The following is an 18,724-nucleotide window of genomic DNA, read 5'->3' as shown; positions in this document are numbered from 1 at the left end:
CTAGGCAGGCCTAGCTGAAAAATCACCGGGGGCTATTCTTCCCCGGTGATTTCAATACCTTGAAAAATTAGTCGGCAGGATGGCCCCCTGCCATATTTTTACTTCTTTCAATGGATTGTAAAGCCAGATAATTGTCGCCAAACTTAGCAAGATTTTCCAGTTCAACATCATACTGGTCGCCATGGCGTTCCTCATCTTCCACCAACGATTCAAATAGTTTTTTCGACATAGCATCAGCGTTTGCAGAGCACTCGTTGGCCCATAGGTTGTAATCACGTGCACTTGCTTCTTCCATCTCTACAGCCACTTTCAACATTTCTTTAACATCGTGAATTTTTTTTACGTCTTCAGAAGCAGCCATTTCAACTTCGCCTTTCAGAAATAAAATTCTTTCAGCAAGCTCTTCAATATGCATCATTTCTTCAATGGCTGTTTTCTTGAACAAGCCTGCAAGTAAATCATATCCCTGATCATCACAATGGAAATGAAAATACATGTATTGGTGAACCGCTGAAAGTTCATCGGCAACAGCTTTGTTCAATAATTCAATACTTTTTTCTTTCATGATTTTTGTTTTTATTATTTGGTAATTTTTTTTGAGTAGTTTTTTGTTCAAGGACAAACACAAACAGCAATTGCTATTAAAGCTACTGCATACAAAATTGTAAAAAATATAAAAGTGAGCCAAGAGAGAAGAGAATAATTAACCTCAATTTCACTTATTTTTATTTTTAGCATTCAAATTGGAAATGTGGGATTTATTATGTTACTTGTTATCAAGTCTCAAAAAGATAAACATAAGAACGATTTTTTTAATATTCAGATTTGTCCGGTGTTAATTTTTGCACGCAATGAAAAATCTTTTTAACACTTTTAATTAACACGATTCTTTGTTTGAATACAACCCTTTTTTGTAAGGAATTTATGCGAAAGGATATTCTGGCTGAAAACATTACGTAACTATTTTATCTTTTGCTGTTATTGTGTCTTGTTATAGGTGTCATTATTTTGTATCTTAAAAGGATAGCAGCTGTATTTATATAACAAATAATTATAGGTGTATAATATTTATAAATATTGTTAATTTTAAATTTGTTTGAAAAAGAAAAACACTCAAAAACTATAAAGTATGGAAAATAACTCAAATCCTCACAAATCAGTTTACGACATGAATGACGAAAGTAAATGTCCGGTTACCGGTGCGTCTGCAAAGCACGGCGCTGGTGGCGGAACATCAAACCGCGACTGGTGGCCTAAGCAATTAAATCTAAATATACTTAGGCAGAATTCCTCTCTTTCTGACCCGATGGGCGAAAGTTTTAATTATGCTGAAGAATTTAAAACTCTCGATTTGGCAACTGTAAAAAAAGATCTTCTGGATTTAATGACAGATTCAAAAGATTGGTGGCCAGCCGATTTTGGTCACTACGGACCACTGTTTATTCGTATGGCATGGCATAGCGCCGGAACGTACAGAACAGGTGACGGCCGCGGAGGGGGTGGTGCTGGTCAGCAGCGTTTTGCCCCGCTGAACAGTTGGCCGGATAACGTTAGTTTAGACAAAGCACGCAGGCTTATTTGGCCGATTAAACAAAAATATGGAAAGAAAATATCCTGGGCAGATTTAATGATACTCGCAGGAAACGTAGCATTGGAATCAATGGGATTTAAAACTTTTGGTTTTGCCGGGGGGCGCGAAGATGTGTGGGAACCTGAATTGGATGTGTATTGGGGGGCTGAGACTACATGGCTGGATGACGAGCGTTACAGTGGTGACAGAGATTTGGAAGACCCGCTGGCAGCAGTTCAAATGGGATTAATTTATGTGAATCCGGAAGGCCCCAACGGAAATCCGGATCCTATTGCTGCTGCAAAGGATATTCGTGAAACTTTTGCCCGAATGGCGATGAACGATGAAGAGACAGTGGCCCTCATAGCAGGAGGTCATACATTTGGAAAAACACATGGTGCCGGCGATGCTGCACTTGTTGGTCCGGAACCGGAGGCTGCTCCTATTGAAGAACAGGGACTGGGTTGGAAAAGCAGTTTTGGAACAGGGAAAGGCGGCGATACGATTACCAGCGGTTTGGAAGTAACCTGGACAAATACACCCACAAAATGGAGCAATTACTTTTTTGAAAATTTGTTTGCTTATGAATGGGAGCTTGAAAAAAGTCCGGCCGGCGCACATCAGTGGGTCGCTAAAGGTGCCGACAACGTTATTCCCGATGCCCATGATCCTTCAAAGAGCCATCGCCCTACCATGTTAACGACTGATTTATCATTACGTTTTGATCCGGAATACGAAAAAATTTCACGTCGGTTTTATGAAAATCCTGATGAATTCGCTGATGCTTTCGCGCGTGCCTGGTTTAAATTAACCCACCGCGATATGGGGCCCAAAGTACGTTATCTTGGCCCGGAGGTACCGGAAGAAGATTTGATCTGGCAAGATCCGATTCCTGCGGTTACACACGAACTAATCAATGAACAGGATATTATTGAATTGAAAGATAAAATAAAAACTTTGGATTTGTCCGTTTCGGAATTGGTATCTACAGCCTGGGCTTCAGCATCAACTTTCCGTGGTTCCGACAAGCGAGGTGGAGCAAATGGAGCTCGTATTCGTTTGGCGCCTCAGAAATTTTGGGAGGTCAATAATCCTTCGCAGTTAGGAAAAGTGTTGGGAGAGCTTGAAGGAGTTCAAAAAGAATTTAATGATGCTCAATCCGGAGACAAAAAAGTCTCACTGGCCGATCTTATTGTTTTGGCAGGATGTGCAGGCGTTGAAAAAGGCGCAAAAAGTGCAGGGTATGATGTTACGGTGCCCTTTTCTCCGGGGAGGAGTGATGCGTCGCCTGAACAAACTGATGTAGATGCTTTTGCCGTTCTTGAACCCCTGGCTGACGGGTTCAGGAATTATTTAAAAGCGAAATATACCCTGCCTGCAGAACGGATGTTGATTGACAAGGCTCAATTGTTAACATTGACTCCACCTGAGATGACAGTCTTACTGGGAGGTATGCGGGTTTTAAATACCAATTTTGATAAGTCACAGTACGGTGTTTTCACAAATAAACCGGAAACACTCAGCAATGATTTTTTTGTCAATCTATTGGATATGGGAACAAGCTGGAAACCCGTTGCAAAAGATGCAGACATATTTGAAGGCAGCGACCGAAACACCGGTGAGAAAAAGTGGACGGGAACACGTGTTGATCTTATTTTTGGTTCAAATTCTGAACTTCGTGCACTTGCTGAGGTTTACGGCTGTGCAGATGCTGGTGAAAAATTTGTAAATGATTTTGTTTCAGCCTGGGATAAAGTAATGAATCTTGATCGTTTTGACCTTAAATAAAGCTGTTAAGGACAAAACAAGAAAATAGTAAAAAAGGCAGTTCATTCATTTGAACTGCCTTTTTTAATTATTGTTGGAGTAAATTTATTTTTCTTCTTCGGTTACAGGCATGGTAAACGACCCGAGATTGGTAATTTGATAATTTCCTAATGAAAAAGATACATTTGAATTATTGTCAACTTCGGTGACCTGCATGGTGGTTTTTTCATCGTTTTCCAGGTTTTCTGTAGTAGCCTCCATCATATACCCCCAACCCATTCCGTGTGAGTACAGGTTCGTTTTAAAAAGCGTGCTGAAAAAGTCTTGTGTGTTCATCTTTAAATCTTTGGTAATCCAGATGTTTGATTTTGTTTTATTTTCTTCATCTGTATAAACATACTCTTCGCACTTATATCCGGCAATATTTTTTGTTTTTCCGGTTTTTTTTACATTTGGATTTGCGAGATAATTATCCGGAGTATCTTCCAGTTCTTCGTCAACATAGGTTTCTCCAATGGTCTGAAAGAATGAGCCCATACCATATACAATACCGGTTTTTTCTCCTTTTTCATCATTTAAAATTATCATGGCATCGTTTTCTGCGTCGATGATAAACATGCCCTGTCCATCTTTTGCCATATCACCGGAAACAAATTCATAGGCCATACTTTTGGTTTTCGGGTTTAGATGAGTGATAAATTCACCGGTACTTTCCTGTTTGCCTTTCTTATCATATGACTCTATGTGCATTTGAATTTTGTAATCAAACTCGTAATTGTCAGCTACAGGAACAGGTTCTCCCGACATTCCCATTCCCTTCAGCATCCCTTGCATTCGATTCTGCATTTTCGCGTTACGGTCAGCTGAAGATTCCTCAGAACCAGCTGTCTCACTATCATTTTTCTCCATTGACTCTTCAATCTTATCCAGGCTTTCGTCAATTTTTTCATCCATCTTTTCTTCGGCCCGCTCCTCAACTTTTTCTTCAATTTTTTCCTGGGCTTTTTGTTTAAGTCTTTTTAAAATATTTTGCCCGTGAACTGGCTGAAAAACCAAAACAGAAAAGAAAAAGAGCAGAATTACCTTACATAGCGTTTTCATAATTTGTTAAATTTTTTGGGATTAAATACAGTTTTGTCTTAGTATACGGCTTATTTTTAATTATTACAAATTTAAATTATTAAAATTTAATTTGAAATAGGAAGTGACAGTTAAAACGCTATTTCAGGTAGGAACAGGACACACATTTTTGTGAAAAATCATTATTTTGGAAAACAAATAAAAACAAACCGGTAAAATGAGCAAACAACACTTTCTGGCTTTTGATCTTGGTGCATCGAGCGGACGTGCAATCCTTGGAATTCTTGAAAATAAAAAATTGGATTTGGTAGAAGTACATCGTTTTAAAAATCAAATGTTACATATACACGGAACGTATTACTGGAATATTTTTAGTTTGTTTGAAGAATTAAAGACAGGATTGAAAAAATGCGTAAACGAACAAAATGTGCAACCCGAATCAATCGGAACAGACACATGGGGAGTTGATTACGCACTACTAAACAAAGAAGGCCAGGTGGTTGGGCTTCCGTTTGCTTACCGCGATCACAGAACTGACAATTCAATGGAGGAGTTTTTTGAAGTGCTGTCTAAAAAAGAAACCTATTTGCTTTCGGGAATTCAGTTTATGCAGTTTAATACTCTATTCCAATTGTTTTCATCTGTTCAGACAGAATATTCAGGTTTAAAAGTCGCAGAAAGTTTGCTGTTTTCTCCTGATTTTTTGAATTACCTGTTCACTGGTGAGAAAAAAACAGAATACACAATTGCAAGTACTTCGCAATTATTAAAACCGGGTAAGGCAGAATGGGAATCCAAACTTTTTGAGGCAGCTGGAATCCCGGGTAATATAGTGGAGGAAGTTATTCAGCCGGGTACGGTGTTGGGAAAAGTCCTTCCTGAAATTCAGGAAGAAACAGGTTGTAATGCTATTCCCTGTGTTGCTGTCGCTTCGCACGATACTGCGTCGGCGGTAGTTTCGGTGCCGGCAAAAGGAGGAAACTGGGCTTATCTAAGTTCAGGTACCTGGTCGTTGCTGGGAATTGAAAGCAAAGAGCCACTGGTTTCGGAAAAAACGCTGACAATGAACTTTACAAATGAAGGTGGAGTGGAGGGAACCACGCGTTTTTTGAAAAATATTATGGGCATGTGGCTTATCCAGGAGTGTAAGCGAATATGGGATGAAGAAAAAGAACTGGAATGGCAGGAAATTGTAGACATGAGCAACAAAGCTGAAAGTTTTAAATGTTATATCAATCCGGATGATCCTTTATTTTTGAACCCGGGAAATATGCCCAAAGCGATACAGGAATATTGCACCAAAACAAACCAGTACATTCCTCAAACCAGGGGCGAGATTGCCCGTTGTATATACGATAGTTTGGTGTTAAAATATAAGTTTACCATAAAACAAATAGAATCGGTAACCGGGAAAAAAATTGAAAAACTTCATATTATAGGAGGCGGAGCAAATAACAAAATGTTGAACCAACTTACTGCCGATGCATTGGGAATTCCTGTGTTTGCAGGCCCAACTGAAGCAACAGCCATTGGGAATATAATGTTACAGGCAAAAGCTGTCGGAGCTGTTAGCTCTCTTGAAGAAATACGGCAGATTATTTTCGACTCGTTTGAGGTTGGAGAATATACGCCATCACCGAAACTGGATTGGGAAGCAGCTTATCTTCATTTCGAAAAGTTAAATTGATGTAACCCGGAAAATTATAGTGAAATGGGGAAGAAGTGTCCCCTTTGTTAAGAAAACGGAATTTGATTTCTAGTTTAAACTGTAGAGAACTGAAAAGAAATGCATAATACTTCCGGCCAAAACAAACAGATGCCATATTCCGTGGCCGTATTTTAAATTACGCCACGTATAAAATAATACACCAAGCGAATAACAGCCGCCGCCGATAAAAAGAAAAGCGATGCTGCTTCCCGGTAGATTTTTTACAATTGGTACGATGGCAATAAGAAACATCCATCCCATAGAAAGGTATATGCCTACCATTAATTTGCGAAAACGTGTAAGATAAATTGAACGGATAACCACACCAGCAATTGCCAGGCCCCATATAATGCCAAATAATGTCCATCCCAGTGGCCCGCGGATGGTGGTTAGTACAAAGGGGGTATATGTTCCCGCGATAAGAAGAAAAATAGCGGCGTGATCAAATCGGGCAAAAAGATTTTTAATTTTTTCTTTTGTAAAACTGTGGTAAAGTGTTGACGACAGATAAAGTAAAATCAATGTACTTCCAAAAATGGAGAAACTCACCACATGCCAGGTATTTCCCCTGATAGCTGCAAAAACGACCAAAATAACCAGAGCAGCAATACTCAGCAGGGTTCCAACTCCGTGTGTAATGCTGTTAAAGATTTCTTCTCCCAACGAAAGTGTTCTGTATTCTGCTTGTGTTCTTTTTTGCTTTCTCATATTTTTTCTACGCGTTTCGAACAAAATGAAATTTTATTCGAAATTAGCAAAAATAAATGTTTGGGATTCGGCTAAAACCGATTTCAAATAAAAAACATCTTCAACGATTTGAAAATCAATAATGAAGATGTTTTAAGAAAATGTTATTTAGAATGTTGTTTATTCCGGTCCAATAATTTCAATAAATGTCCCATCAGGGTCTTGTATTAGAATAAATTTGTTTCCATTATCAAGTGTCGATGGTTTTCCGCTTAAAATCTTTATCCCGTTTTCCTGAACCCTTTTCATTACGGGAAGCAAATGTTTCACAAAAACAGTGATGTACTGCATTCCGGTATCGTCACTCATGTATTTCTGTTTCGGGTGTTTCGCTTTTGTTCCCAAACTCATCAGCTTCCACTCGTTCGAACGCTCACTGTTTTCCAGCTTCAAAATCGTTACATCCAGTTGGTAGCTGTCTGTTAATCCCAGCTCGGTACATTTTTCTTTTGTCACAGAAAATTCGCCTGTTTTTGTCATCCCAATAATATTGGTATAAAAGTCAATCGATTTTTCCAGATCTTCTACTACCACCCCGATGCTTATGGTTGGGTTTGAAAATTTGTTATCAGTTGGTGCCATTTGTGCAGAAAGCTGTAAGCCCCAAATAGCAAAAAGCAAAAATGTGAAAATGTTTTTCATATTGTTAAATTTAATTGATTTAGGATTTTATTATTGGATTAAAAATAAGCTTTTCAAATTTTTATTTGGACGATTTTTTCGAAATTTTAGATACAGAAGTTTATTTCTTTTTAAAAACGCAGAATAAAAAATTTTGACTGCCTCCGGAGGGAGTCCTGTGATCCTCCGAAAAACACCTGATTTTGTTGAAAGTGGATTCAAATCGCTCAGTGAGTTGAACCTCTGAATACTGATGTACATCCAGTCCGCTACATTGAGTGGGGCCGTTGTTTGAAAAAGTTCCGATAATTAGAAATCCACCTTTTTTTACATGTTTATTTACAGTGTCTACATATTTTAAAATGTCTTTTTCGCTGTTCAAAAAGTGAAAAACTGCGCGATCGTGCCAAACATCGAATTTTTTGATGGAGACAAAATTTGTGATATCAGCATTTATGTATTCAATTTTGTTCTTGCCGAGCCGTTCTTTTATACTATTTAGAGCATGGTCGGCAATGTCAACAAGAGTAATATTTGAATATCCTTTTTGTATCAAAAAATCCGGCAAGTAGCCATCGCCACAGCCAGCATCAATAATTTTTGCATTTTGCGGCAATTCAAGTAATTCGATAATATGAAGTGATGTTTCCGGCTTTTGCTGATACCAACTTACTTGTCGTGTATCTTTTATTCGAAAAATATTTTCCCAATGCTTTTTTCTTTCTAACATTTCCATATCCAAATATAGAACAAATTGAAGTTTTATTTCGCCCGTTTTGCAGGAATCCAAATTTCCGGTAGCTTTGAGCAAAAACAAAAAGATGTCATTTCCACAAATTAATCATGATAACGTTTCGCAATATTTAGATCGGGCTGAAATAGTAAGAGAAACGGCTGAGCAGATAATGAAAGACTTTGGTATGTTTGGCGTTGAAATCACCTTTTCAGGTGATACCAGTCATGCGTATGATGAGTTGCATCAACAACTGATTGTACAGATAGCCCGGTTGTTAGAGCAAAATTATGATCTATTGCTTTCGGTTTTATATCAGGTTGATATCACCGACCGGGAAATGGCACGAGCTGAGCTGGAACTGCCGCATTACAACCACGTTGAAATTATTGCTCACCAGGTAATCGTGCGCGATTTAAAAAAAGTATTGTTAAGAAGATATTTTAAATCGCAGAATCAGCAGAGAGATAATTTATAGTTAGCAGTTAAACTATTCATATATTTCAGTGTTTAAGGAATTTAGTAATATCTTTTAAAATCTTCAGGGCTATGATTCCTGCAATTTTGATCGTTCTTTTTGCCGGATTGTCAATTTTTATTTTTTTGCGTCATCCAAAATTTGGAAAAACACCTCGTGGCACCAGATTGGAAAAAGTCAAAAGTTCACCCAATTATAAAGATGGTAGTTTTCAAAATCTGAACAGAACACCACAATTGGCAGAAGAGGCGACTTTTTCTAAAATGTATCACGATTTTTTCTTCATAAAAAACAAACGCCCAAAGGGAAGGATACCTTCGCAAAAGACAAATTTGTTTGATTTGAGTCCTGAAGAGGATGTACTCATTTGGTTTGGACATTCTTCGTATTTTATTCAAATTGCCGGAAAGAAAATTTTGGTCGACCCTGTGTTTTGTGGAAATGCATCGCCTTTTTCTTTTATGATTAAAGCTTTTGACGGAACAGATGTTTACACCTCCGGAGATATTCCGGCAATCGATTTCCTTTTTATTACACACGACCACTGGGATCATCTGGACTATAAAACAATATGTGATTTGAAATCCAAAACCGGCAAAATTATAACTGGTCTGGGAACCGGAGAACATTTAGAATACTGGGGGGTCGGGCATGAGCATATCATTGAAAAAGACTGGTACCGGCTTGTTGAATTAGAAAAAGGATTTACAGTTGCTGTAACACCAGCCCGCCATTTTTCAGGACGGGGATTAAAATCAAAACAATCGTTATGGGCATCTTTTGTTTTGCAAACACCAACATTTCGCCTTTTTATTGGCGGCGATGGAGGATATGATTCGCATTTTAAAGAAATAGGACAGAAGTTTGGAAAGTTTGATCTGGCCATCCTTGAAAACGGACAATACAACACCAGTTGGAAATACATTCACATGATGCCTGAGCAGGTTTTACAAGCCGCTAAAGATTTAGGAGCAAAACGTTTGTTTCCGGTTCATAATTCAAAATTTGCACTGGCAAACCATGCCTGGGATGAACCGTTAAAACAAATTACCGCATTAAATTCCAAATCAGAACAGGCGATAATTACTCCAATGATTGGTGAAAAAGTATTTTTAAAAAATGAAACTCAGGAATTTTCCAAATGGTGGGAGAAATTGGCCTGAGTTGTATTAAATTATTTTGGACGACTATAACCCTGTTTTTTGTATTTGTCCAGCATTGTTTTTAATTCCTCTATTGTATCCGGATGTCGGAGATAAACATTTGTAGTTTCTGCCGGATCGGACACCACGTTGTACAATTGAACTGAATCCTGCGGGACCTCTTCCCTGATTTGTGCAAAACCACCATGCCCTTTTGCATCAATATATTTCCAATCTCCTTTTCTGATCGAAAAATCGCCGTTTAACGAATGATGAATGGTAGCTTCCCTGATGGGAGAATCGTATTCTTTGCCTTTAATAACCGGTAAAAAACTGTAACTGTCATGAGCTTCCCCAAAAGTCATCTTGTGCCCCAGCAAATCAGCAATTGTTGCGTAGAGGTCGGTTGTGCAAACAATCTCATCTGAAGTTGTTCCGCTTTTTACATGTTCAGGCCACGAAACAAGAAAAGCCACCCGATGCCCTCCGTCGTAGGAATGTGATTTTCTTCCTTTATAACCATTGCTGGTATTGTGTTTATATTCAATTTCTTCCTCAATCGGGAATCCATGCGGTGAACTTCCATTATCAGAAGTTAAAATAATGAGTGTATTTTCGTACATCCCCTTTTCTTTTAAAGTCTTAACAATTTGTTCGACAGTTTTGTCGCATTCCACAACAAAATCGCCGTACTTTCCTGCTTTACTTTCTCCCCGGAATTCATCATTGGGAACAACCGGTGTGTGCGGTGCCGACCAGGGAAAGTATAAAAAAAATGGTTCTCCGTTTCGTTGATTTTTTATGTACTCAACTGCTTTCCTGGTAAAATCAGGCATTACATTTTGGGCCCTGAATCCGGGTACTGTTAATCCTGTTCTGCCACCCTCATTTGTAATTTCAGTAGGGATTCCCTGTGCAAACTGGTTCTCAAAATATAAATAAGGCGGCATGTCGAGTGAGGCGGGAATTCCAAAATAATAGTCAAACCCAATATTGTTGGGGCCGGAAAGAATTGCTTTTGAATAATCGATTTTTTTATTGTCTTCAGCCCAGTTATCAGTGAGCATAACTCCGGGTTCTTTGCTTTGCCATCCTAACCCTAAATGCCACTTTCCAATTCCGGCAGTTTTGTATCCGTATTTTTTCAGGAGTGCGGGAACTGTTGCTGTTCCTTCTTCGATGAGAGGCTGTGAACTGCCCCACAAAACCCCTGATTTTAAACGCGTACGAAATGCATATGTACCGGTTAAAATTCCATAACGGGTAGGTGTGCAAACTGCCGAATTGGTGTGCGCGTCAGTAAAGATCATTCCATCATTTGCCAGTGCGTCCATTGCAGGTGTTGGTATCTTTGAATCGGGATTATAACACCCCAAATCACCCATTCCCATGTCATCAGCAAGAAGTATGATAACATTGGGGCGTTCCGGCTGGTTGTATTTTTTATCCTGACAACCGGTGAGGAATAGAACAAAAAGTGTAAGTATTAAAGTTGTGAATGTAAAAAATTTCATTTTTTGAATGTTCGTTACTTATTTGGTTGAGATTTATTTTTTTTAACTATTTAGTATCCTTTGATTTCTTCCAGTTTTGTTTTTAATTCTTCAACTTTCTCAGGTTTTGAAAAATAAAGATTTTCCTTTTCTGCCGGGTCAACTTTTAAATTGTACAATTGGTCTTTGGGCTCATCAGGTTGTGGCTTGGGATTTTTAGGTTCAGAAAATCCACCGGATCCCAATCCCTCAATTAATTTCCAGTCTCCATCGCGAATCGCAAATTTTCCGCTTCCGGAATGATGAATTACCGGTGCCCGCTGAATTGATTCTTGTTTTCCTGTTAGAATCGACAATAAAGAAAAACTATCTTGTGGCTTTTCATTTGCGCTTGCGCCAAGTAATTCACGGACGGTATCAAAAAAATCGGTGAGCGAAGTAGTTTGATTCGAGAAGGTCCCTGCCTCAATTTTTTCAGGCCATTTCACCATAAGCGGAATATGGTGGCCCCCTTCCCATGCATCGCTTTTCATTCCACGAAATGTAAAATTGGAGCGATGGTTGTATTTTTCGATAAATTCGGGTCTCCAATATGCACCGTTGTCACTGGTAAAAAACACAATGGTATTTTCTTCCATTCCATTTTTTTGAAGGGTTTCAAGGATTTGTCTCACCTGGTCATCAACTTCTTTTACGTAATCGCCATATTCATCTATCTCGGTAGTCCCTTTGAACTCATTCGTTGGTACCCAGGGGGTATGTGGTGCATTCATCGGAAAATAGAGGAAAAAAGGAGAATCAGCGCCTTTTTGTCTGTTTATAAAACTAATTGCTTTGTTTGTAAAAGTGGGCAAAACGCCCTCAAAACTAAACGAAGGAGCCATTCGCCCGGGACGCCAGAAAGCACCGGTCGCATATATTTCGGCATCAAGTGCACTTCCCGGAGTCGAGTCGGTAGGTGCTTCAACAGCCAGGTTATTCTCCAGATACATGTAAGGTTCAAAATCGAGCGAAGCAGGCAAAATATAAGAATATTCGAAACCTGCTCCCAGTGGTCCTCCTTTGGCTGGTTTACTAAAATCAATTTGTTCGTAACCGTTAAAACCGCGTAATTCCTGGGTAAAATCTACTCCGGGAGTTCCGGAATGATATGTTCCGTTTTTAAGCTTAAAATCAATCCCCAGATGCCATTTCCCAATACAGGCGGTTGTATAACCTTGTTGCTGCAAGAACGCAGCGACTGTTGGTGTTGATTCTTCGATCAGCGATGGACTGTACCCAAGAAGAACACCACTCTTTATGCGGCTGCGCCAGGCATACTGACCGGTAAGAATTCCGTAACGGGTGGGGGTACAAACCGACGAGTTGGAATGAGCATCCCTGAAAACCATACCTTCCGATGCGAGTTTATCAATATTTGGTGTTTGGATTTTTGAATCGGGATTCAACGAAGAAATATCGCCATAACCAAGATCATCAGCCAGAATATAAACGATGTTTGGTTTTGATGTTTCGTTACTATCTTTTGTTTGGCACGAGTTCAAAAAGAAAATTAAAACAAATATTCCGGCAAACGGATAAAACTCTTTTTTCATTGAATTGTACTTAAAATATTTTACGAATTTTTTTTAAATCTACAGTGGGCGGGCTACCATAACCCCGGTAGCCGATTTACTTTTTAAAAGATAATCTTCGAGTGTATTTTCTGAAATAACCACTTTTTCGGCAGTTGAAGATGCATGCAAGATATGAATTCTTCCTTCCTTACGAATTAAAAGGACCACATGTAAAATATCAAGACCTCCTATATTCGTTGTGATTCCGGCAATATCTCCATCCTGAAACTTGTTTTCAACTTCAGCAATTTTATTTTTCGGAATGTAATACATGGTTCGCGAAGAAATTTCCTTTTCCTGTTCTTGCAATTGTTTTACAAATTCAGGATTGTTTTTGAGCTGTTTATAACTGTCGGGATGCGTACTCATAAAACTAACTTTCAAATCATACTCTGTATCCGCAATTTCTTTCGAAATTTTTTTTACAATTCCTTTTTTGTCGTTGGTGAAAATCCAGTCGCTGAAATAATGAATACGAGATGGGTACGCCTCAATTTTTTCATTTATGTATCTTATTTTTTGAAGCTCTTTTGCGAATTTTTCAAATCCCGGATTTTTACTTTTTATTGTTTTGGAAATAGCCAGGCAATTTTCGGCAAATGTGGTACAATCCATTTCACGGAGATTTATAACCAATTGCTCCGGTTCGGTTTCAAGCGTGTGAGCAACATAAGGCGTTTCTTTAAAAAAAGTTCCAACTTTTATCATTAAAACCGGAAGGGGACTGTCTTTCTCACCGGAAAAGAGTTCGAGGATTTCTTCCAGTATTTGTTTGTCTTTTGCTTGCACAACAATCTTCTCCTGCTCCTCCGTCTTATTTTCTTTTGCGGCATTACATGCAAAAAAAAGCGGCAAAACCACAAACAACAATATTTTTCTTTTCATCACTTTTATTTGTATTCTTTCAAAAGTACAAAAGAAATCGCTTCATAAAAACAGATGTCTTTTCCTTATAACCGTGGCATCCGTTTTCCCGGGATTCTTTAAATTTTAATGTTGATGAAATGTATCGGAAATAAATGAAAGAACAACCGGTAACGACTCCCGCCAGTAGGTCCAGTTGTGCGCTCCGTTGCGAATTCTGAATTCGTGCGGAATTTCTTTCTTTCTCATTTCTATGTGAACCAGTGAATTTCCTTCATACAAAAAGTCGTCATCGCCACAATCGATAAACCAGCGCACTGCATTCTTCTGTTCATCAGGCATATTTTTTATCATATCAAGAACACTGTATTTTTTGAACCAGTCTTCTACTTGGGCATTCGTAGCTCCTTCCATTCTTCCGCGTTGTTTGTACCTTTCCATATCATCCATGTTTAAAGGACCGGTAGCCGCACTTAGCGGGCAAGCCGAGGAAAACAGCTCCGGGTGATGAAGCGCATAATAAAAGGTTCCGCCACCCCCCATGGAAAGACCTGAAATGGCCCGATATCTCTTTTCTCCCTTTATCCGGTAGGTTTTTTCAATATAGGGCATCAGCTCGTTAAAGAAAAAATCTTCATAACGCCATTCTCCTTTTGCGTCGTTGTTATATCCTCGTTGTCCGGTATTTGCATCCGGCATAACAACAATCATCGGAGTTGCCTTCATTTCTTTAATCGCTTTGTCTGCAATGTACAAGACCTCGCCAAATTGTACCCAGCCGGTTTGGTCATCACCGACACCATGTAAAAGATAAAGCACGGGGTAGCTCCGTTCTGATGTCTCGTAGTCAGGTGGTAAATAAATGGCGTATTTACGTTCCATTTTAAGGATTTCACTTTTCATCGACAGGTTGTCGAATACCTTTCCGGTTTGAGCCAGAGTTATTACCGGAATAAGAAGAATAAGAAATAGCGGCAAATTTTTTTTCATGGTTTTAAATTTTAGTTTGATTGGTAAAATGCTTAGAAATCAGTATCAAAATTTTCAATTGTAAGTTCCTCTATCCAAATATTACGGTATAAAACTTCATGCCCTTCTGCCTGTAATTTTATTCCACCCGGAGTATCAGTAATTCCCTTCCCGCCATCATTTCCCCCGTCGATGCCTGAATTTGGACCGCCCCAAACCTGGTTGATGGGGACGTTAATATGTACTTTTTGTCCGTTGAAATACATTGTCACCAGTGCTTTTTCAGTCCGCTTTCCATTTTCAAATCGCGCAGCCCTGAATTTGATGTCGTATGCATTCCATTTTCCAACTCCGTTGTAAGCAAAATAGGGAGATTCCGTTTCGTTGATTACAGCACCTAAACCATGCCGGGTTGTATCTCCATCAAGAATTTGTATTTCGTAGCGGTTTTGAAGATATACACCGCTGTTTCCTCCCGGTTTTTTTATCAGGAATTCAACGTGTAGTCTGAAGTCACGGTATTTCTTTTTAGTAACAATATCTGCTGCCCCGTATAAACCGCCGGCTGCGACCGGATCGTTGCTGTTTACAACAGTTCCCTTTTCTACCGGATCTTTTTCTATTTTCCATTTTATTGGTAATTCCGCAGAAAAGCGCGGCCCTTCCCAGTAAGTCCATTTTTTATCAAGTATTTTCCGGGAACCGTCAAAAAGAATTTCAGCAGGTTTTGGCGCTTTTATCCCCACTCCGGTTTTTTCTTTTTGAATATTTTGTGCATTTGTAAAACATGAATATATAAATATGGCTATGGATATTAGCACAAAGTTTTTTACAAGTTGTTTCATGTTGGTTTAGATTTTAGTTTCGCTGGGTAAGTTAATGAAAGTTCGGTAAAGAGATGACAAAAAAGTTTTATTTGCACAACATTAATCAAAGATTGTTATTTGCAATTGGCGCTGAGTGTATACTCATTCAGGCGCTTGTGAGTTTTATGTAAACAAAAAGTCAAATTTGAAACGTACTCTTTTCTATCTCGTCGTATTTTCCTATTTTTAACCAAATTGAAAAACGAAAAGTCATGTTAAAAGAAAAAATGCTTAATGCGCTGAATGAACAGATTAATGCAGAACAATATTCAGCTTTATTATATCTATCAATGTCTGCCTGGTTTAATGATAAAGGTTTACCGGGGTTTGCGAACTGGATGTATGTTCAGTACCAGGAAGAATTGACACATGCTAACAAAATATTTAATTATGTGAACGACCGTAGTGGAAAAGCAGTGATAAAAGCTATTGCTCAGGTGGATACTGAATTTGAAGGAATCATTGCCGTGGTAGAAAAAACATTGGCACATGAACAGCATGTAACGGGTTTGATAAACAACCTGGTTGATATTGCAACTGAGGAACGCGACCATGCAACACAAAGTTTTTTACAATGGTTTGTTGATGAGCAAGTGGAAGAAGAAGCCAATGTTGAGGAGATGCTGGATACGTTGAAGCTTATTAACGGACAGGGTAATGGTATTTTTATGTTGGATCGTGAATTGCGCCAGCGTAAATTTGTAGACGAAACACAAGGAGCAGAATAAATAAGTAAACATATATTTTACGGAAAGGCTGCTCTTTTGCAGCCTTTTTTTGTTAACATATGGAAGTAAAAGAACAAATATATACGAGATACATTTATCTGAAAGATTTTTTCAGAATAGGTTGGGACGACGATGCCTCGTTAAAAATTGAAAAAGCTTTTCAATTTGCCCAGTCGTTACTCGGAGAGGAGACTTTTAATTCGGGTGAGGTTATTTTAAATCATTCGATTGATGTAGCTACAATAGTGGCCACAGAAATCGGAATGGGAACTGACTCTGTTGTAACTGGTTTGTTGCATAACGTAATGTATGCCGGTTTGGAAAGAAAGGCTACCAGGGAGGAGATAGAAGAAAATTTTGGCGAATCTGTCTATTCTATTCTTAACGGGATGGCAAAAATAAACGCCCTGGGAACTGATACGGTCGATTTACATTCCGAAAATTACAGGAAACTTTTACTCGCGCTTGCCGGCGACGTACGTGTTATTATCATAAAAATTGCCGATCGTCTGCAGGTAATGCGTAATCTTGATATTTATGATTCGGAAAGTCGAGAACGTCTTGTTAGCGAGACCTCACATTTGTATGCTCCTTTGGCGCATCGTCTGGGATTGTATGCAATAAATTCAGAATTGCAGGATCTATGTTTAAAATACCAAAAACCTGAAGCCTATAATTATGTTTTAACCAGGTTAAAAGAAACGGAAAATGAACGGGCAAACTTTGTCGCGGAGTTTGTAAAACCAGTTGAAAAGAAACTAAAAAAGCGCGGGCTTAATTTTTCGATGAAGGCACGTACAAAGTCTATTTTTTCCATTTGGAATAAAATGCATAAAAAAAATGTCTCTTTCGACGAAGTAATGGATCTGTTTGCCATTCGTGTTATTTTGGATTCAAAACCTGAGGACGAAAAATCAGACTGCTGGACTGCTTATTCATTTGTAACGGAAGAATATCAGGCCAATACAGAGCGATTGCGCGACTGGATAACTATTCCAAAATCGAATGGTTATGAATCGTTACACACAACAGTGATGGGGCCGCAGGGAAAGTGGGTGGAAATTCAGATTCGCACCAGGCGGATGGACGAAATAGCCGAGAAAGGACTGGCAGCACACTGGAGATACAAAGGAGGAAAGGACAGTTCGAATTTTGATGGGTGGCTGGCCGGAATTCGTGATATTCTGGAAAATCCGGAATTAAACGTAGTGGATTTTATCGATCAGTTTAGGATTGATATCTACAGCGACGAGATTTTTGTTTTTACACCAAAAGGAGATTTGAGAAAATTACCGCAAGGTGCAACGATGCTTGATTTTGCTTATGAGATACATTCCGAATTAGGCGATCATTGCGTGGGGGGAAGAGTTAACGGGAAAAAAGTAACGCTGAAGTATAAGCTGAAAAACGGAGACCAGATTTCAATTGATACATCGAACAATCAAAATCCGAAAATGGACTGGCTCGATTTTTTGGTAACATCAAAAGCCAAAAGCAGAGTAAAAGCAAGTTTAAATGAAGAACGCAGCAGGCAGGCAGCACTCGGAAAGGAAATTTTGGCCCGGAAATTTAAAAATTGGAAAATTGAATTAAGTGACGAGGCAATCCGAAAAATGCTTAAAAATTACGGTTTTAAGCTCGCTGCTGATTTGTATTATGATATCGCTACCGAAAAAATCGATCCGCTGGATATAAAGTCGCTTTTTACAGAGAAAGTTGCGGAGGAGGAGAGCGCCAAAAGAACGCTGGAAGAGCTGCTGCCAAAAGGCGAGGTAAAAGATCTTGCTTTTGAAGGAGGTGATGATTTTTTAGTTATCGATAACAATCTTAAAAATTTAAATTACAAACTGGCACCCTGTTGTAATCCTGTTTTTGGTGATCCTATTTTTGGATTTGTGAGCATAAAAGAAGGTATAAAAATTCATCGGAAAAGTTGTCCGAATGCTTTACAAATGAAGGAAAGGTATCCGTATAGAATTATCAAAACCCGGTGGCGGGATGAAGCAAATGCAAATCAGGGGTCTTTTCTTGCAACGCTATATATTTCAGGAACTGACGAGTTAGGAATTGTTTCTGAAATATCACATATTATTGCGAAAGACATAGGAACACAGATGAGGTCCATTAATATCGAATCGGATAAAGGGAACTTTGAAGGCGTACTAAAAGTTTTGGTTTATAACCTGGATCATCTTGAATTTCTAATTCATAAACTCAAAAAAGTAAAGGGAGTAATTTCTGTCAGCCGTGGTGAAAAATAGAACGAATATCGGTGAAAATTAAAAAGAAATAAAACGAATTACATTTGCATATTCTGCAAAGACAGAAGTAAATAAAGATAT

The 18,724-nt window shown here is 38.7% G+C and carries 16 protein-coding genes; 6 read left to right on the top strand and 10 right to left on the bottom strand.

The window, feature by feature from the left end; translation table 11 throughout:
* Positions 1-67: 67 nt before the first annotated feature.
* Positions 68-565, bottom strand: a complete 498-nt coding sequence (locus GM418_RS01235) for a bacterioferritin (RefSeq protein ID WP_158862376.1) — start codon at positions 563-565, stop codon at positions 68-70.
* Positions 566-1,129: 564 nt separating this feature from the next.
* On the opposite strand from GM418_RS01235, the gene katG reads away from it, so the two are divergent.
* Positions 1,130-3,358, top strand: coding sequence for a catalase/peroxidase HPI (gene katG / locus GM418_RS01230; protein ID WP_281350244.1), 2,229 nt, complete (start codon positions 1,130-1,132; stop codon positions 3,356-3,358).
* 84 nt (positions 3,359-3,442) lie between these two features.
* On the opposite strand, the gene GM418_RS01225 is transcribed toward katG, so the two are convergent.
* Positions 3,443-4,438, bottom strand: a complete 996-nt coding sequence (locus GM418_RS01225) for a DUF4412 domain-containing protein (RefSeq protein WP_158862374.1) — start codon at positions 4,436-4,438, stop codon at positions 3,443-3,445.
* 196 nt (positions 4,439-4,634) lie between these two features.
* Here GM418_RS01225 and rhaB point away from each other — a divergent pair, with 196 nt between their 5' ends.
* On the top strand, positions 4,635-6,104 hold the full coding sequence (gene rhaB / locus GM418_RS01220; protein ID WP_158862372.1) for a rhamnulokinase: 1,470 nt from the start codon (positions 4,635-4,637) through the stop codon (positions 6,102-6,104).
* Positions 6,105-6,173: 69 nt separating this feature from the next.
* Here the strand turns inward: rhaB and trhA are convergent, their stop codons facing one another.
* The 3 genes from trhA to GM418_RS01205 form a co-directional block, all read right to left on the bottom strand.
* On the bottom strand, positions 6,174-6,833 hold the full coding sequence (trhA, locus tag GM418_RS01215) for a PAQR family membrane homeostasis protein TrhA (protein WP_158862370.1): 660 nt from the start codon (positions 6,831-6,833) through the stop codon (positions 6,174-6,176).
* 159 nt (positions 6,834-6,992) lie between these two features.
* The gene (locus tag GM418_RS01210) at positions 6,993-7,514 is read right to left on the bottom strand and encodes a VOC family protein (RefSeq protein ID WP_217447679.1); all 522 of its coding nucleotides are present in this window, start codon (positions 7,512-7,514) and stop codon (positions 6,993-6,995) included.
* 100 nt (positions 7,515-7,614) lie between these two features.
* Positions 7,615-8,229, bottom strand: a complete 615-nt coding sequence (locus GM418_RS01205; protein ID WP_158862368.1) for a class I SAM-dependent methyltransferase — start codon at positions 8,227-8,229, stop codon at positions 7,615-7,617.
* A gap of 85 nt (positions 8,230-8,314) precedes the next feature.
* On the opposite strand from GM418_RS01205, the gene GM418_RS01200 reads away from it, so the two are divergent.
* The gene (locus tag GM418_RS01200) at positions 8,315-8,704 is read left to right on the top strand and encodes a hypothetical protein (RefSeq protein WP_158862366.1); all 390 of its coding nucleotides are present in this window, start codon (positions 8,315-8,317) and stop codon (positions 8,702-8,704) included.
* A gap of 71 nt (positions 8,705-8,775) precedes the next feature.
* Positions 8,776-9,867, top strand: coding sequence for an MBL fold metallo-hydrolase (locus GM418_RS01195; protein WP_158862364.1), 1,092 nt, complete (start codon positions 8,776-8,778; stop codon positions 9,865-9,867).
* Between the two features lie 11 nt (positions 9,868-9,878).
* On the opposite strand, the gene GM418_RS01190 is transcribed toward GM418_RS01195, so the two are convergent.
* The 5 genes from GM418_RS01190 to GM418_RS01170 all read right to left on the bottom strand — a co-directional run bounded on the left by GM418_RS01190 (position 9,879) and on the right by GM418_RS01170 (position 15,633).
* Complete coding sequence (locus tag GM418_RS01190; RefSeq protein ID WP_158862362.1) at positions 9,879-11,360, bottom strand: sulfatase family protein; 1,482 nt, start codon at positions 11,358-11,360, stop codon at positions 9,879-9,881.
* A 50-nt stretch (positions 11,361-11,410) separates the two neighbouring features.
* Positions 11,411-12,934: a sulfatase family protein gene (locus tag GM418_RS01185; protein ID WP_158862360.1), complete on the bottom strand. Its 1,524-nt coding sequence runs from the start codon at positions 12,932-12,934 to the stop codon at positions 11,411-11,413.
* A gap of 39 nt (positions 12,935-12,973) precedes the next feature.
* A complete protein-coding gene (locus tag GM418_RS01180) occupies positions 12,974-13,840 on the bottom strand; it encodes an N-acetylmuramoyl-L-alanine amidase-like domain-containing protein (RefSeq protein ID WP_158862358.1) in 867 nt (288 codons plus the stop codon).
* A 105-nt stretch (positions 13,841-13,945) separates the two neighbouring features.
* Positions 13,946-14,809: an alpha/beta hydrolase gene (locus GM418_RS01175; protein WP_158862356.1), complete on the bottom strand. Its 864-nt coding sequence runs from the start codon at positions 14,807-14,809 to the stop codon at positions 13,946-13,948.
* A gap of 32 nt (positions 14,810-14,841) precedes the next feature.
* Positions 14,842-15,633, bottom strand: a complete 792-nt coding sequence (locus GM418_RS01170) for a 3-keto-disaccharide hydrolase (RefSeq protein ID WP_158862354.1) — start codon at positions 15,631-15,633, stop codon at positions 14,842-14,844.
* Between the two features lie 233 nt (positions 15,634-15,866).
* On the opposite strand from GM418_RS01170, the gene GM418_RS01165 reads away from it, so the two are divergent.
* Positions 15,867-16,382 (top strand): ferritin, encoded by a 516-nt coding sequence (locus tag GM418_RS01165; RefSeq protein WP_158862352.1) that lies wholly within the window; start codon positions 15,867-15,869, stop codon positions 16,380-16,382.
* 59 nt (positions 16,383-16,441) lie between these two features.
* Complete coding sequence (locus GM418_RS01160) at positions 16,442-18,643, top strand: RelA/SpoT family protein (RefSeq protein ID WP_158862350.1); 2,202 nt, start codon at positions 16,442-16,444, stop codon at positions 18,641-18,643.
* Positions 18,644-18,724: the final 81 nt, after the last annotated feature.

The organism is Maribellus comscasis, assembly GCF_009762775.1.
Classification (GTDB): Bacteria; Bacteroidota; Bacteroidia; order Bacteroidales; family Prolixibacteraceae; genus Draconibacterium; species Draconibacterium comscasis.
Note: the sequence above shows the minus strand (reverse complement) of the source record. Positions and strands in the feature narration are given on the sequence as shown.

What these genes read in the sequence shown, in the direction of transcription:
- GM418_RS01210 (WP_217447679.1), bottom strand. Translation starts at nt 7,514, where the DNA reads ATGAAAAACATTTTCACATTTTTGCTTTTTGCTATTTGGGGCTTACAG.
- rhaB (WP_158862372.1), top strand. Translation starts at nt 4,635, where the DNA reads ATGAGCAAACAACACTTTCTGGCTTTTGATCTTGGTGCATCGAGCGGA.
- katG (WP_281350244.1), top strand. Translation starts at nt 1,130, where the DNA reads ATGGAAAATAACTCAAATCCTCACAAATCAGTTTACGACATGAATGAC.
- GM418_RS01175 (WP_158862356.1), bottom strand. Translation starts at nt 14,809, where the DNA reads ATGAAAAAAAATTTGCCGCTATTTCTTATTCTTCTTATTCCGGTAATA.
- GM418_RS01205 (WP_158862368.1), bottom strand. Translation starts at nt 8,229, where the DNA reads ATGGAAATGTTAGAAAGAAAAAAGCATTGGGAAAATATTTTTCGAATA.
- GM418_RS01225 (WP_158862374.1), bottom strand. Translation starts at nt 4,438, where the DNA reads ATGAAAACGCTATGTAAGGTAATTCTGCTCTTTTTCTTTTCTGTTTTG.
- GM418_RS01195 (WP_158862364.1), top strand. Translation starts at nt 8,776, where the DNA reads ATGATTCCTGCAATTTTGATCGTTCTTTTTGCCGGATTGTCAATTTTT.
- GM418_RS01160 (WP_158862350.1), top strand. Translation starts at nt 16,442, where the DNA reads ATGGAAGTAAAAGAACAAATATATACGAGATACATTTATCTGAAAGAT.
- GM418_RS01235 (WP_158862376.1), bottom strand. Translation starts at nt 565, where the DNA reads ATGAAAGAAAAAAGTATTGAATTATTGAACAAAGCTGTTGCCGATGAA.
- GM418_RS01200 (WP_158862366.1), top strand. Translation starts at nt 8,315, where the DNA reads ATGTCATTTCCACAAATTAATCATGATAACGTTTCGCAATATTTAGAT.
- GM418_RS01165 (WP_158862352.1), top strand. Translation starts at nt 15,867, where the DNA reads ATGTTAAAAGAAAAAATGCTTAATGCGCTGAATGAACAGATTAATGCA.
- GM418_RS01185 (WP_158862360.1), bottom strand. Translation starts at nt 12,934, where the DNA reads ATGAAAAAAGAGTTTTATCCGTTTGCCGGAATATTTGTTTTAATTTTC.
- trhA (WP_158862370.1), bottom strand. Translation starts at nt 6,833, where the DNA reads ATGAGAAAGCAAAAAAGAACACAAGCAGAATACAGAACACTTTCGTTG.
- GM418_RS01190 (WP_158862362.1), bottom strand. Translation starts at nt 11,360, where the DNA reads ATGAAATTTTTTACATTCACAACTTTAATACTTACACTTTTTGTTCTA.
- GM418_RS01170 (WP_158862354.1), bottom strand. Translation starts at nt 15,633, where the DNA reads ATGAAACAACTTGTAAAAAACTTTGTGCTAATATCCATAGCCATATTT.
- GM418_RS01180 (WP_158862358.1), bottom strand. Translation starts at nt 13,840, where the DNA reads ATGAAAAGAAAAATATTGTTGTTTGTGGTTTTGCCGCTTTTTTTTGCA.